The sequence below is a fragment of the Chelatococcus sp. GCM10030263 genome (genome assembly GCF_042666455.1).
Classification (GTDB): domain Bacteria; phylum Pseudomonadota; class Alphaproteobacteria; order Rhizobiales; family Beijerinckiaceae; genus Chelatococcus.
The window spans coordinates 67,973-81,540 of the sequence record NZ_JBHTDB010000007.1 but is presented as its reverse complement, the minus strand read 5'-3'; the positions used below and the strand labels follow the sequence as shown (position 1 = coordinate 81,540).

Here is a 13,568-nt window from a genome sequence, read left to right as displayed (position 1 = left end):
TATTGGAAGGCGCAGCCAGTCGGCGGCTGACGTGGCCTGTGGCTGGTCGCGCTGCTTGCCGTACGCAATCATTGCCGTTTGCCAGCGGCGAGTTGAGGGTCGCGCGCGACGAAGCGCGCGAGCTGCTTCAGCCGGTTGCGCAGCCGGTCGCTCGCGAGATCCGCGAGGTCCGGTGGCAAGATGAGCTGGAGCTTGTGCCCGCTGGCGACGAGCGGTGTATGGGGCAGCGTTCCCGGCATCCCCGCCGAGAGGAGATAGCCGAGGCGCATGGCCCCCGCCAGAATACGCGCCCGGTCGAGAAGCCGGGCGGTCATCAGCTCGCGCAGCCGGAAGCCGTCATCCCCGGCAAACCCGACGTGCCGAAGGAAAACCGCCAGCGCGACAAAGGCGCGGCCGGGATGGTCGATGCCGACGAAAGCCGCCTGGGCGATGGACGCGAAGCTTTGATCACCGCGATAATCGGGGTGCGATCGCCAGCCGATATCCGATAGCAAACAGGCTGCATGGCGCAGGCGACGCTCCTCGGCGGTCTCGTCGAGGTGGAGCGAACTGGCGAGCTGATCCGTCCAGGCGATGAGTTCCTCGGCATGCGCCGGTGACCGTGACCGCAAGCAATTGACCTCGCGCGCGGCGTGCAGCAGCGGGTCCTCTTTCTGGGCTTCCGGATCGAGCTTGGCGAAGAGCAGTCCCTCGCGTACGCCAGCCGCCGAGAGGACGACCGTTTTCGGCCGGCCACGCCGGACGATTTCCTCGAGCACGAGCGCTCCATAGGGAAGGAGCGGCCGCCGTGCTTCCGACACCAGCTCGACTGAGGCAAGCGCCTCCGCGCCGACACGTTCCACGATCTTGGCGAAGTCGATGGTCTCGCCAGGCATGATCGAATAGCCGTGCAACACGTGCAGCGGATAGCCTTTCTGCCCCATATGCAGCCGGGCAAGGGCGCGCCAGGTGCCGCCGACCGCATAGAAAGTGCGGCCGCGCAAGGCATCGAGCGGCGCCGCATCGCGCAGTGCCTCGCGTACGATGCGTTTGGCCTCCCGCAGGGAACCCTTGGCAACGTCGCGCAAGGCAAGCCCCCCAACCGGCAGCGTCACGCCGCTCGCGAGATTGGTGCCCTTCACGTCGATGAGCTCGAGGCTCCCGCCGCCGAGATCGCCGACCACCCCGTCCGGTCCGTGGAAGCTCGATATCACGCCATAGGCGGAGAGCTCCGCCTCCTGAGGTCCCGACAAGAGTTGCACCGGCTCGCCGATCGCTGCCTCCGCCGCAGCGAGAAAGGCCGGACCATTGGACGCATCGCGGGCGGCAGCCGTGGCGAGCACATGCACCGCACCGACCTGCATATGTGCGCAGATCACGCGAAACCGCTTGAGCGCCCTCAGCGCCTTGCCGATCGCCCCCTGATCCAGCTGACCCGTCGTCGCGACATTGTCGCCGAGGCCGCAGAGCACCTTCTCGTTGAACAGCGGCGAGGGTGCGCGCGTCAGCCCTTCATAGGCGACGAGGCGCACGGAGTTCGACCCGATATCGACAATGGCGACGGGAGGTCCGACGTCCAGCCGCCCGGGAATACCCAAGTCGTCAGCGACTGCTTCGGCCGGTCTTCTTAGCCAAGGTTCTGGGGCGTGAATCTTTGAGTGATTTTCCACGTCCGGACAGGCTCGGGTTGGTCATGAAATACTGATGCGCGTTGAACTTCAGCTCACCGCGCTGAGGCACGACTCTCTGGCTCGTCCCGTCCGGGAGTATGGTCCAGCTCTGCTCATTGTCGAGCAGATTCGCCAAAAGAATTTGATCGAGAATCTGCTGGTGAACCGTCTCGTTGGTAATGGGGCAGAGCGTCTCCACGCGCCGATCAAGGTTGCGCGGCATCAAATCCGCCGACGAGATGTAGAGGTGAGCCTGCGGATGCGGCAAGCCATGGCCATTGCCGAAAGCAAAGATGCGGCTGTGCTCCAGGAAACGTCCAACAATCGATTTCACGCGGATGTTGTCCGACAGCCCGTTGAGTCCTGGCCTCAGGCAGCAGATTCCGCGGATGATGAGATCGATCTGCACGCCGGCGGAGCTCGCCTCGTAAAGTGCGTCTATAATGACCGGATCGACGAGCGAATTGCACTTGCCCCAGATGGCGGCAGGCCGACCTGCCTTCGCATGGGCCATCTCTTCGCTGATATGGTCGAGAATACGCGGCTTCAGCGTGACCGGCGAGACGGCCATACGCTCGAGACCGGCAGGCTCCGCATAACCGGTGATGTAGTTGAAGATGCGGCTGACGTCGCGGGCGATTACCGGATCGGCGGTGAAGAAGGAGAGATCCGTATAGATGCGCGCCGTGATCGGGTGATAGTTGCCCGTGCCCACGTGGCAATAGGTCACGAGCTGGTTGCCCTCGCGGCGGACCACAGACGACATCTTGGCGTGCGTCTTCAACTCGATGAAGCCGAAGACCACCTGCACGCCGGCCCGTTCGAGGTCTCGCGCCCAGCGGATATTCGCCTCTTCGTCGAAGCGCGCCTTAAGCTCAACCAGCGCGGTCACCGACTTGCCGGCTTCGGCCGCCTCGGCAAGGGCCTTGACGATGGGGGAATCCGACGACGTCCGGTAGAGGGTCTGCTTGACCGCGACCACATCCGGATCCCGCGCGGCCTGTTGCAGGAACTGCACGACCGCGTCGAAGGATTCGTAGGGGTGGTGGACGACGATGTCCTTCTCGCGGATGGCCGCGAAGCAATCACCGCCATGTTCGCGAATACGTTCGGGAAAACGCGGATTATAGGGCTTGAACTTCAGGTCTGATCGATCGAGCGAGACGAGCTGGCTCAATTCGTTGAGCGCCGGCATGCCCTCCACGAGAAAGACCGCGTCCTGCTCGATTTTCAGCTCTTTCACGACGAAGGACCGCAGGCTGTCCGGCATCGCAAAATCGATTTCGAGGCGGATCACGCTGCCGCGCCGACGCCGCTTCAAGGCCGTCTCGAAGAGACGCACCAGATCTTCGGCCTCTTCCTCCACCTCGATGTCGGAATCGCGGATGACGCGGAAGCCGCCGCCACCCGTGACCGTATAGCCGGGGAACAGCCGCCCGGTGAACAACAGGATGAGTTGCTCGAGCGTGACGAAGCGCGCCGCGCCGGTGTCGGCGAAATCCGGCAGGCGCACGAAGCGCTCCACCTTGTTCGGCACGCGGATGAGCGCGTTGAGCACGCGGTTATCACTCTTGCGAAAGAGCGACAGCGCGATCGAGAAGCCGAGGTTGGGGATGAAGGGAAAAGGATGAGCCGGATCGATCGCGAGCGGCGTCAGCACGGGAAAGACGTGGTCGAGGAAATAATCCTCGAGCCAAGCCCGTTCCGCCGTCGTGAGATCCTCGCCCTCGACCAGGACGATGCCGTTAAGCAGGAGGTCTTCCCGGAGCTCCCGCCAACGCTGTTGCTGATCAAAGGCGAGTGAGGACACCTCGGTACTGATACGCGCCAGTTGCTCGGCCGGCGTCAGGCCGTCCTGTGAGGCGAGTTCCACGCCCGAGCGCACCTGGCCGCGCAAGCCCGCCACGCGCACCATGAAGAATTCATCGAGATTGTTCGCCGAAATCGACAGAAAGCGAAGCTGCTCGAGCAGCGGGTGACTGCGGTTCGAGGCCTCCTCGAGCACGCGCCGATTGAACTGGAGCCAGGAGAGTTCCCGGTTGATGAAGCGCTCCGGCGAGCCCGCCAGCGGGTTGCCCGTCGTTTCCGCTCCACGGGTCTCAACAACTTTCTCCGCGGCGGCTGGCTGCGAGGCCATCACAGCCTCTTCCGCAACCTGATGCGAAACTTCGACGCTCACCAATGCCTCCCGGGATTGTAACCGCTGCTCTGCAGCGATTGTCCCAAGTTTAAGCGACGATTCCAAGACATCGGCATCGTTTGTCGCGCTGGTGGCCGGATCGCCAAGCCGCGGCGCCGGCTCGGCGAGCTGCACGGGCCGGCGCCGCGGCTTGGCGATCCGGCGGGCGCGGGGCTTCGAAGCGGGGGTGGGTACCTTCACGTCATCTCCTGCAGGATGGCGGTGGCCATGACACGCGTGATCCGTCGCCCGCGGCTGAGCGCTTCCCTGTCGAGGGCTGCCACGATTCGCTGGGCGGCTGCAAAGGAACGCTCCATCCTGAGAAGGAGGGTTTCGATCACGCCGGCATCGACCACCAGCTGGCGATCGACGAAGAGCTTCACAAGGACCGCGCGCAAAAGCGCGTCGTCCGGCGCCCCCATTTCCGCGACGGGCGCCAGGCGCAGCCGCGACAGGAGGTCGGGCGTCGCGAGCCCCCAGCCGCCTGGCAGCGTCCGCGCCGTCAGCAGGGCATGGCCCTTGGCGCGCATGACATTGAGCAGGTGGAAGAGGCCATGTTCGTCGAGCGCTCCCCGGTCGCAATCCTCGACGAGGACGGCGTCGCGGTCGTCTTCGGTGAACACCGCCTCGTCGATCGTCCCGGCCGGAATGGCGAGCGCCCCTGCCCGCTCGCGCCAAATGGCAGCGAGATGCGTCTTGCCCGATCCCTCGGGTCCGACGAGCAAGACGACCCTGTCCGGCCAGTCGGGCCAGCGGTCCACGAGCGCATGAGCGGCCGCATTGGGCGGGCCGACGAGAAAATCCTCCGCGCCGTAGCGCGCCGCCACAGGCAGGTCCAAAGGCAGTTGGCGAGGCGTTTCAGGCATTCTTTTTGGATCTCGGCCGCGCTGTCGCGACGAGCGGCTTCGCCCCTACGGGCGCGGGCGGTAAGGGCTCTGCCGGCAAGGGCTCTGAAGGTAAAGGCTCCGCCGGCGCGTCGTAGAGCGGGCTGGTCAGATATTGGCGAAGCGCGAAACGGACGATGACGCCGATGGAGGCCGCGATCGGTACGGCCAGGAGCAGGCCGAGGAAGCCGAACAGCGAGCCGAAGGCGAGCAGCGCGAACATCAGCCAGACCGGATGGACGCCGACCGCATCGCCCACGAGTTTCGGCGAGAGAATATTGCCCTCGACGAACTGGCCGATGAAGAAGATGGCGAAGGTCGCGGCGATCATCGGCCAATCCGGCCAGAACTGCACGATGGCCACTCCGCCCGAGAGGACGAGACCCGTCAGCGAACCGACATAGGGAATGAAGGTGAGAAGGCCGCTGACAAGGCCGATCAGCGTCCCGAAATTCAGGCCGACGATCGTCAGGCCAACGGCATAGAAGGTGCCGAGGATGAGACACACCAAGGCCTGCCCGCGCAGGAAGCCGGCGATGGCGTGGTCCATTTCGCTGGCGAGCATGCGGATGGTCTCGACATGGCGGCGCGGCAGCCAGCTGTCGACCTTCGCCACCATCCGGTCCCAGTCGACCAGGAGATAGAAGGCGACCACCGGAGTGATCACCAGAAGCGAGAAAATGCCGACGATCGCCTGACCGCCGGACCAGAGCGACTGCAGGAAAGCGCCGAGCCAGCTCGCGCCCTGCGTCATGAGATTGCCGAGCGAGCTCTCGACGTCGTGCAGTGCGCCTGCTCCACCGAAGCGCTCGATGAGCGGCCCGCCATGCTCGACCGCCAACTGCTGCAGCCGGCTCACCGTCTCCGGCATCCTGGCGACGAAGGCCGCGAGCTGGTTGACGAGCACCGGCACGATCACGACGAGGCCGAGGATCAGCAGGAGCACGAAGACGCAGAGAATGGCCAGCGTCGCCGGCAGGCGCGCGATGCCGAGCCGCTGCAGCCGGTCTGCCAGGGGATCGAGCAGATAAGCCAGAACCAGGCCGGCGACGAAGGGCAGCAGAATGCCGCGCAGCAGCACGAGCGCGAGAACTGCGATGACGAGCGCCGTCAGCCAGAAGCCGAGCTGTCGCTGAAAACTCATCGCCCGCCCATTGTCCTTCTGCATCAGGTCGCCATGTGGCGCAGCCAGACGGCGAGATAGGCTCCTGCGGAGACCACCGTCAAGCCGGCGACGAGCAGCATGACGACGTCAATGAGCGGATCCAGCGCCAGGCCGAAGCCGCGCGAGCCAAGCACCAGCGCCGCAAAAGCGATCTGCAGCCCGGTATTGATCTTGCCGACCATGAGCGGCTTGATCTCCATGGGCTTGCTCATGAACCACGAAAGCATCACGGCCATCAGGATCATCACGTCGCGCGATACGACCACGATCGCGAACCAGCCCGGCAGAACTCCGACCACGGACAGGGTCACGAAGATCGAGACGAGCAGCGCCTTGTCAGCGAGCGCGTCGATATAGGCGCCGAGCTCGCTCTTCATGTCGAAGCGTCGGGCAATGAAGCCGTCGACCCCGTCGGAGATGCCCGCCACCACGAAGAGAACGAAGGCGGTGTGCCAGCGTTCCGCGCTGATCATCGCGATGACGATAGGCACCAGGATGAGCCGCGCGATGGTGATGAAATTGGGCAGGGTCATGCGAGTGAGCGGGTCATCGGCCTTGGGACGCAGCGAACCCAATATGTAGGGCGAGCATTCACAAAGCGCGAGGGGCTTGACCGGAGCGGCAAGGGCCGGATCGCCCGAAACCCCTCGCCAATCCTCTCGCCGAATCCCCTTGCACCCCGGCCATTGCCGTCGTACTCGCGAAGCGGGCCGGGATTGGCCGGCCCAGGACGCAGCACCGGGCCGCTCATGTCGAAATCGCCTAAAAACGGACTGACCTATGCCGAGGCGGGCGTCGATATCGACGCCGGCAATGCCATGGTCGAGGCGATCAAGCCGCTCGTCCGTTCAACCCGCCGGCCGGGCGCTGATGGCGAGATCGGCGGCTTCGGCGGGCTCTTCGACCTCAAGGCGGCGGGATTCAAGGACCCCATTCTGGTAGCGGCCAACGACGGCGTCGGCACCAAGGTCAAGATCGCCATCGAGACGGGCATCAACGACACGGTCGGCATCGACCTCGTTGCCATGTGCGTCAACGACCTGGTGGTGCAGGGCGCCGAGCCGCTCTTCTTTCTCGACTATTATGCGACGGGCCGGCTCGACCCGGCCGTCGGCGCGGCGATCGTCGCCGGCATCGCCGAGGGCTGCCGGCAGGCCGGCTGTGCGCTCATCGGCGGTGAGACGGCCGAGATGCCCGGGCTCTACGAAGGGGCGGATTACGACCTTGCCGGCTTTGCCGTGGGCGCCGCAGAACGCGGCCGGCTCCTGCCGCGCGGCGATATCGCCCCCGGCGACGTCCTGGTCGGCCTTGCCTCCTCAGGCGTCCATTCCAATGGCTTTTCCCTGGTCCGCAAGGTGGTCGCCGCGGCCGGGCTCGACTGGCAGGCACCCGCCCCCTTCGCCACGGGTAAGGCACTCGGCGCGGCCCTGCTCACGCCGACCCGCATCTATGTGAAAAGCCTGCTTGCTACACTGCGCAAGACCGACGCCATCAAGGCGCTTGCCCATATCACCGGCGGCGGCTTTCCCGAGAATATCCCGCGGGTCCTGCCCGTGGGCCTTGCCGTGCGGCTCGATCTCGATGCCATCCGCCCGCCGCCGGTTTTCGGCTGGCTCGCCCGCGAGGGCGGCATCGCCGAGGCCGAGATGTTGCGCACCTTCAACTGCGGCATCGGCATGGTCGCAGTCATCGCACGCGATGCCGAGAAGGACGTCATGGCGACCCTCACCGAAGCCGGAGAGGCGCCGGTGGTGATCGGCGAGATCGTCGCGGCAACAGGCAACGGGCCGCGGGTGGCGACCACGGGCCGCCTGCAATTGGACTGAGCATGAGCAATCCGTCCATGCGCCGCCGCGTCCGTACCGCCGTCCTTATTTCCGGCCGGGGCTCGAATATGGTCGCCTTGGTCGAAGCGGCGCGTGACCCGGCCTTCCCGGCAGAGATCGCGCTCGTGCTGTCGAACCGTCCCGATGCCGGCGGGCTCGATCATGCCCGCCAGGCGGGCATCGCCACCGCCGTCATCGACCACAAGGGCTTCGCCGGCGACCGCGGCGCCTTCGAGGCGGCGCTCCATCAGGTGATCGCCGATAAGGATATCGAGCTCGTCTGCCTGGCGGGCTTCCTGCGCGTGCTCACGCCCTGGTTCGTGACGCGCTGGACGGGCCGGCTCCTCAATATCCATCCGTCGCTCCTGCCGGCCTTCCGCGGGCTCGACACCCACGCGCGTGCGCTCGCCGCCGGCGTGCGCATCCACGGCTGCACCGTGCATTTCGTGACGCCCGAGCTCGATGAGGGGCCGGTGATCATGCAGGCGGCGGTGCCGGTGCTCGCCGGCGACACGGCCGAGACCCTCGCCGCGCGCGTGTTGGCGCAGGAGCATGTGATCTATCCGGCCGCCCTTGCCCGCGTTGCGCAAGGCACCGTTCGCCTCGTCGACGGCCGGGTCGCGGCCGACGACGATGACACCCCTTCAACGGCGCCCCTGATCGTTCCGGGGCTGCCCGAGCGTTAGATGTATCAGGTCCGCACGCCGGGATACCGCAAGCGGGACCAGGCGATGCGCTGGGCCCTGCCCGACCGCGTCTTCTTCGCCTGCGGCGCCTGCCACATCCTCGCCTATGCTTTCCTGGAGCGTTACGGCACGCCGGAGATGACGGCGCTCTGGATCAAGCCGGACCCGGGTTTCACCGGCAATCACATCGTCGTTGCCACCGACGATTGGGTCTTCGACTACCACGGGCTCTCGCGGCGCGAGCCCTTTCTGGCGCATAGCTTCGCGCGGGCGCGCCGACAATGGCCCGGATGGAACGCGAGCCTCGTCGAACTGCCTCGCGACGTCCTGATTTCGGAAGAGAAGTCGCGGCGCTATGAGGGCCTGTGGCTGCGGGAGCCGGCACAATTTCTGCACGACGCATTGCCCCGCGCCCGCCGCTTTCTCGACCGTGTCACCTGCGGCGCGACGGCCTACCCCGCGGACCGGCTCAGCGCGTGACCCTGCAGGCGGCGAGCGCCGCTTGGGCCTTCGGCCGGGTCACATCGCTGAAATAGCCGGTTGCGCGGAAAGCGTCGAATTCCTGCGGCGCCATCTGGGCGGTGACGCGCCGGGCATAGCAGCCGCAGCGATTGGCATAATCGTCCCGCGATGATGTCGCCTTCTGCCACTGGCCGACCACGCAGGCATCGACGATGGCCGTGCGCACCTGATCATTGGTCATATTGGCATAGTTCGGTCCGGCGGTACCGGCCGGCGGCCGCCCACCGGATTGCGCACCACTCGCCACCATAATCGTCATCGCGCAGCCCAGGGCCGCAGCGGTCAAGACACGAATCATCGTCCCATCCTTGTTTCCGAAGGACTATCGCATCTGGAAAGGCCCCGATCCTAGATCGAGGCCTCCTTGAAGGTCTTGAATCTTCAGGCACGCGGCTTCGCTGCCACAATCGGCCGCCAGCCTCGGGTCGGGTCAGCCGACGATCTCGTTCCCGGAAAAGAACTGGGCGATTTCGACGGCCGCAGTCTCCGGTGCGTCGGAGCCATGAACCGTATTTTCGCCGACCGATTTGGCGAATTGCTTGCGGATGGTGCCCTCCGCAGCATTGGCGGGATTGGTCGCCCCCATTACCTCGCGATAGCGGGCAACGGCATTCTCGCCTTCGAGCACCTGAACGACCACCGGGCCGGAGGTCATGAACTCCACGAGTTCGTCGAAGAAAGGCCGGCCCTTGTGCACGGCATAGAAGGTCTCCGCCTGCTCGCGCGTGAGCTTGACGCGCTTCTGCGCGACGATGCGCAGCCCCGCGGCTTCGATCACGGTATTGACGGCGCCGGTGAGGTTGCGGGCGGTGGCGTCGGGTTTCAGGATGGAAAAGGTGCGCTCGGTGGCCATTCTTACCGTCTTCATTGTGCGTTGCGGCGATGGCTCGGCTTATAGCGAGCACCCGCCGGTGAAACAAGGAGCGCCGGCTCGGAATTGACGAATGGCTTCCGTCTTCAGCCGTCGCTCTCGCCGCGCTTGCGGCCGTCGCTGCCGACGGCAAGCCCCCGCTGCACCGCCGGGCGCGCCTTGATGGCCGCGAGCCACCGCCCGATCGCCGGAAAGCGCGCGAGATCGATGCCCTGCCTGTCCCAGAGCTTCACCCAGCCGAAACAGGCGATATCGGCGATCGTGTAGTCCTCGCCGGCGAGATAGGGATGGGCGGAGAGACGCCGGTCCATGACGCCGTAGAGCCGTTCCACCTCGGCGGTGAAGCGATCGATCGCGTAGGGGATTTTTTCCGGCGCATAAATGCGGAAGTGATGCGCCTGGCCCGCCATGGGTCCAAGGCCCGACACCTGCCAGAACAGCCATTCGTCGACCGCAACGCGGGCCCGCAAGTCACGCGGGTAGAAGAGCCCCGTCTTCTCACCGAAATAGCGCAGGATCGCGCCGGATTCGAAAATCGTGATGGGCGCACCGTCCGGCCCGTCCGGGTCGATAATGGCCGGGATCTTGTTGTTGGGCGATATCGCCAGGAAGTCGGGCGTCAGCTGCTCGCCTTTGCCGATGTGAATGGGGCGGACCACGTAGGGAAGCCCGCATTCCTCGAGCATGATCGTAATCTTCCAGCCATTGGGGGTCGGCCAGTAAAAGACCTCGATCGGTTTGGCGTCGCTCATGAAAGCTCCGTTGGACTGCCCGGCTGCCCCTCGGCCATCCAGCACAGACGAAACGTAAGAGACCGTAGCAAGGATACCAAGTGACACGGCGCACAATGTCGCCGCAAGCATTAACATCGCCGCATCGGCGGCGTTCAATTGCCGTTCAGAAAACGTGGCGCAGCATCCCTGCCTTCCCCGAAGGGAAGATCTCGCGCAGCTGATGAACGCGAGACAATTGCGAGGATATGTTGATGGTCAAGACCTTGCTCAGCGGCTTTGCCGCCACCGTCGCCCTGACGGCTTTCATCCATTCCGCCAGCGCGCAGACGGCACAGCCGCAAGCGCCCGCAGCGGGCCAGCCCTCTGCCACCGCGCCCACCAATCCCGGCACGATGGGCAAGCGGGCGGCCACGGCCCACACCAGCACCAAGCCGTCGACGGCTGCGAAAAAGCCGCCGAGCCAGGCACAACTCGCCGCCCGCAGCCGCATGAAGGACTGCGCCGCCGAGTGGCAGAAGGCCAAGGCAGCCAAAACGACGGGTGGCAAGACCTACCGCCAGTTCTCCAGCGCGTGTATGAAACAGCACTGAGCTGCACGAATAGGGAAGCGGTGCGGAATGGCAGATAGATCTTTCGATCCGCACCGCTTCCATTCCACCGTTCCATTCTATGCCCGTTATCGGGTCCCCTACCCGGCTGAGCTCATCGCCTTCGTCGCCGACCATGTCGCCTTGCCGGCGGGCGGTGCCGTCCTCGACCTCGGTACGGGTCCCGGCTTGCTCGCCACGGCCTTCGCCGGCCTGGGCTTTCGGGTGACGGCGATGGACCCTGAACCGGCGATGCTCGAAGCCGCCGGACAATATGCCGCAGAGGCCGGTGTGACCGTTGCGCTGCTGCGCGGCTCGTCTTTCGATCTCGACCCGACCGCCGGCTCCTTCGATCTCGTGACCATGGGCCGGTCCTTTCATTGGATGGACCGGCAGGCCACGCTCGCCACCCTCGATCGCATGGTCACGCCCACGGGCGCCGTCGTCCTCTTCGGAGACCGCCGCATCCCCTCGCCCGGGCAGGACTGGCGCGCGGTGATCGAGGCGCTGGTCGAGACTTACGCGCCGGACGCCATCCGGGATCGCCGGCGCCGCCGCACAGAGGCCCGGCATGAGACCGTGCTCGCCGCCTCTGCCTTCTCACGCCTGGAACATTACGGCATCGTGGTCAGCCGCACCGTCGACATCGATGCCGTCGTCGGCCGGACGCTGTCGATGTCGGGAACCTCCCCGGCCGTTCTCGGCGACCGGCGGGAGGCCTTCGAGGCCGAGCTGCGCCGCGCTCTTGCCGCGCTTTCGCCGACCGGGACGTTTCAGGAGCTCGTCGAGACCAAAGCGCTGATCGCGCGGCGACCGGCCCACTCTCCCTGAGCGTAGTCAGGCTGGACGGGCCCCACGGCGTCCTCGCCGTGTGCCGCCCCCATGACCACATGGGCCGGTCACGGCATCACTCGATGCCGAGCTTTGCCTTGAGGAGGGCGTTGACGGCCTGCGGATTGGCCTTGCCGCCGGTCGACTTCATCACCTGCCCGACGAACCAGCCGAGCATCGAGGGCTTGGCCTTGACCTGCTCCACCTTGTCGGGACTGGCGGCGATCACAGCATCAACGGCCTGTTCGATGGCGCCGGTGTCGGTGACCTGCTTGAGGCTGCGCTCCTCGACGAGCCGGCGCGGGTCGCCGCCTTCGCTCCAGACGATCTCGAACAGGTCCTTCGCAATCTTGCCCGAGATGACGCCCTCGCCGATGAGATCGACGATGGCGCCGAGCTGATCGGCGGAGACCGGCGAATTACCGATCGTCAGCCCTTCCTTGTTGAGGCGGCCGAAGAGCTCGTTGATCACCCAGTTCGCAGCGGCTTTGCCATCACGGCCCTTTGCCACGGCCTCGAAGAAATCGGCCGTCTCGCGTTCGGCGACGAGCACGGCCGCGTCATAGGACGACAGGCCATAGCTTTCGACGAAACGGGCCTTCTTCTCGTCGGGCAGTTCCGGCAGATGCCGCTTCAGCTCTTCGACATAGGCCTCCTCGATGACGAGGGGCAGAAGATCGGGATCGGGGAAATAGCGGTAGTCATGCGCCTCCTCCTTGGAGCGCATGGACCGCGTCTCGCCCTTGTTCGCGTCGAAAAGCCGCGTCTCCTGGTCGATGACGCCCCCGTCTTCCAGGATGTCGATCTGGCGGCGCGCCTCATATTCGATCGCCTGGCCGATGAAGCGGATCGAATTGACGTTCTTGATCTCGCAGCGCGTGCCGAGCGGCTTGCCGGGCCGGCGCACCGACACGTTGACGTCGGCGCGTAGCGAGCCCTTCTCCATGTCCCCGTCGCAGGTGCCGAGATAGCGCAGGATGGTCCTGAGCTTCGTCACATAGGCTTTGGCTTCTTCCGACGAGCGGAGGTCCGGCCGGGAGACGATCTCCATGAGCGCGACGCCCGAGCGGTTGAGATCGACGAAGCTCATGGTCGGGTGCTGGTCGTGCAGCGACTTGCCCGCGTCCTGCTCGAGATGCAGGCGCTCGACGCCGACCGTGAAGCGCGAGCCGTCGAGCATGTCGACGATCACCTCGCCCTCGCCGACGATCGGGCTCTTGTACTGGCTGATCTGATAGCCCTGCGGGAGATCCGGATAGAAGTAGTTCTTCCGGTCGAAGACGGAAACCAGATTGATCTGAGCCTTGAGCCCGAGCCCGCTCCGCACGGCCTGGGCGACACATTCGGCGTTGATCACCGGCAGCATGCCCGGCATGGCCGCATCCACCAACGAGACATGGTCGTTCGGCTCGCCGCCGAATTCGGTCGAGGCGCCGGAAAAGAGCTTCGACTTCGAGCTCACCTGGGCATGGATCTCCATGCCGACGATGACCTCCCAATCGCCGGTCGCGCCCTTGATGAACTTGGCCGGCTCTGCGGCCCGCATATGCGCGTTCATGGTGTCAGCCTCGTCTGCAACACGTGTGCCCTTCGCTTGGCCCGGCGAGCGCCTGTCCGTCAAGTGTGGAGCACCC

Annotated in this window: 14 protein-coding genes; 5 read left to right on the top strand and 9 right to left on the bottom strand. The window is 65.5% G+C overall.

Annotation, left to right across the window (positions count from 1 at the left end; genetic code table 11):
• Positions 1-68: 68 nt before the first annotated feature.
• From ACFQU1_RS16605 to ACFQU1_RS16585, 5 genes are all read right to left on the bottom strand, one after another.
• Positions 69-1,577, bottom strand: a complete 1,509-nt coding sequence (locus tag ACFQU1_RS16605; RefSeq protein WP_378134600.1) for a Ppx/GppA family phosphatase — start codon at positions 1,575-1,577, stop codon at positions 69-71.
• 4 nt (positions 1,578-1,581) lie between these two features.
• Entirely contained in the window at positions 1,582-3,786 is a 2,205-nt protein-coding gene (locus ACFQU1_RS16600; protein WP_378134968.1) for an RNA degradosome polyphosphate kinase, read from the bottom strand.
• Positions 3,787-4,025: 239 nt separating this feature from the next.
• Entirely contained in the window at positions 4,026-4,694 is a 669-nt protein-coding gene (locus ACFQU1_RS16595; RefSeq protein ID WP_378134598.1) for a hypothetical protein, read from the bottom strand.
• Complete coding sequence (locus ACFQU1_RS16590; RefSeq protein WP_378134596.1) at positions 4,687-5,856, bottom strand: AI-2E family transporter; 1,170 nt, start codon at positions 5,854-5,856, stop codon at positions 4,687-4,689. Before ACFQU1_RS16590 ends, ACFQU1_RS16595 begins: the two co-directional genes overlap by 8 nt.
• 23 nt (positions 5,857-5,879) lie before the next feature.
• A complete protein-coding gene (locus ACFQU1_RS16585) occupies positions 5,880-6,410 on the bottom strand; it encodes a CDP-alcohol phosphatidyltransferase family protein (RefSeq protein WP_378134594.1) in 531 nt (176 codons plus the stop codon).
• Between the two features lie 216 nt (positions 6,411-6,626).
• On the opposite strand from ACFQU1_RS16585, the gene purM reads away from it, so the two are divergent.
• Genes purM through ACFQU1_RS16570 form a run of 3 tightly spaced genes read left to right on the top strand, consistent with a single transcriptional unit; the run spans position 6,627 to position 8,869 of the window.
• Positions 6,627-7,703 carry a phosphoribosylformylglycinamidine cyclo-ligase gene (gene purM, locus ACFQU1_RS16580; protein ID WP_378134592.1) on the top strand — a complete coding sequence of 359 codons (1,077 nt, stop codon included), beginning with the start codon at positions 6,627-6,629 and terminating at the stop codon, positions 7,701-7,703.
• 2 nt (positions 7,704-7,705) lie between these two features.
• Entirely contained in the window at positions 7,706-8,389 is a 684-nt protein-coding gene (gene purN / locus ACFQU1_RS16575; RefSeq protein ID WP_378134590.1) for a phosphoribosylglycinamide formyltransferase, read from the top strand.
• Positions 8,390-8,869, top strand: a complete 480-nt coding sequence (locus ACFQU1_RS16570) for a hypothetical protein (RefSeq protein ID WP_378134588.1) — start codon at positions 8,390-8,392, stop codon at positions 8,867-8,869.
• Here ACFQU1_RS16570 and ACFQU1_RS16565 read toward each other — a convergent pair.
• The 3 genes from ACFQU1_RS16565 to ACFQU1_RS16555 form a co-directional block, all read right to left on the bottom strand.
• Positions 8,859-9,209 (bottom strand): hypothetical protein, encoded by a 351-nt coding sequence (locus ACFQU1_RS16565; RefSeq protein WP_378134586.1) that lies wholly within the window; start codon positions 9,207-9,209, stop codon positions 8,859-8,861. The genes ACFQU1_RS16570 and ACFQU1_RS16565 overlap by 11 nt on opposite strands.
• Before the next feature lie 132 nt (positions 9,210-9,341).
• Positions 9,342-9,764 carry a nucleoside-diphosphate kinase gene (gene ndk, locus ACFQU1_RS16560; RefSeq protein ID WP_378134584.1) on the bottom strand — a complete coding sequence of 141 codons (423 nt, stop codon included), beginning with the start codon at positions 9,762-9,764 and terminating at the stop codon, positions 9,342-9,344.
• Positions 9,765-9,868: 104 nt separating this feature from the next.
• Complete coding sequence (locus tag ACFQU1_RS16555) at positions 9,869-10,534, bottom strand: glutathione S-transferase N-terminal domain-containing protein (RefSeq protein WP_378134582.1); 666 nt, start codon at positions 10,532-10,534, stop codon at positions 9,869-9,871.
• 233 nt (positions 10,535-10,767) lie between these two features.
• On the opposite strand from ACFQU1_RS16555, the gene ACFQU1_RS16550 reads away from it, so the two are divergent.
• Both ACFQU1_RS16550 and ACFQU1_RS16545 read left to right on the top strand, forming a co-directional pair.
• Complete coding sequence (locus ACFQU1_RS16550; RefSeq protein ID WP_378134580.1) at positions 10,768-11,106, top strand: hypothetical protein; 339 nt, start codon at positions 10,768-10,770, stop codon at positions 11,104-11,106.
• Between the two features lie 27 nt (positions 11,107-11,133).
• The gene (locus ACFQU1_RS16545) at positions 11,134-11,934 is read left to right on the top strand and encodes a class I SAM-dependent methyltransferase (RefSeq protein WP_378134578.1); all 801 of its coding nucleotides are present in this window, start codon (positions 11,134-11,136) and stop codon (positions 11,932-11,934) included.
• A 76-nt stretch (positions 11,935-12,010) separates the two neighbouring features.
• Here ACFQU1_RS16545 and gatB read toward each other — a convergent pair whose 3' ends face one another.
• Positions 12,011-13,492 (bottom strand): Asp-tRNA(Asn)/Glu-tRNA(Gln) amidotransferase subunit GatB, encoded by a 1,482-nt coding sequence (gene gatB / locus ACFQU1_RS16540; protein WP_378134576.1) that lies wholly within the window; start codon positions 13,490-13,492, stop codon positions 12,011-12,013.
• Positions 13,493-13,568: the final 76 nt, after the last annotated feature.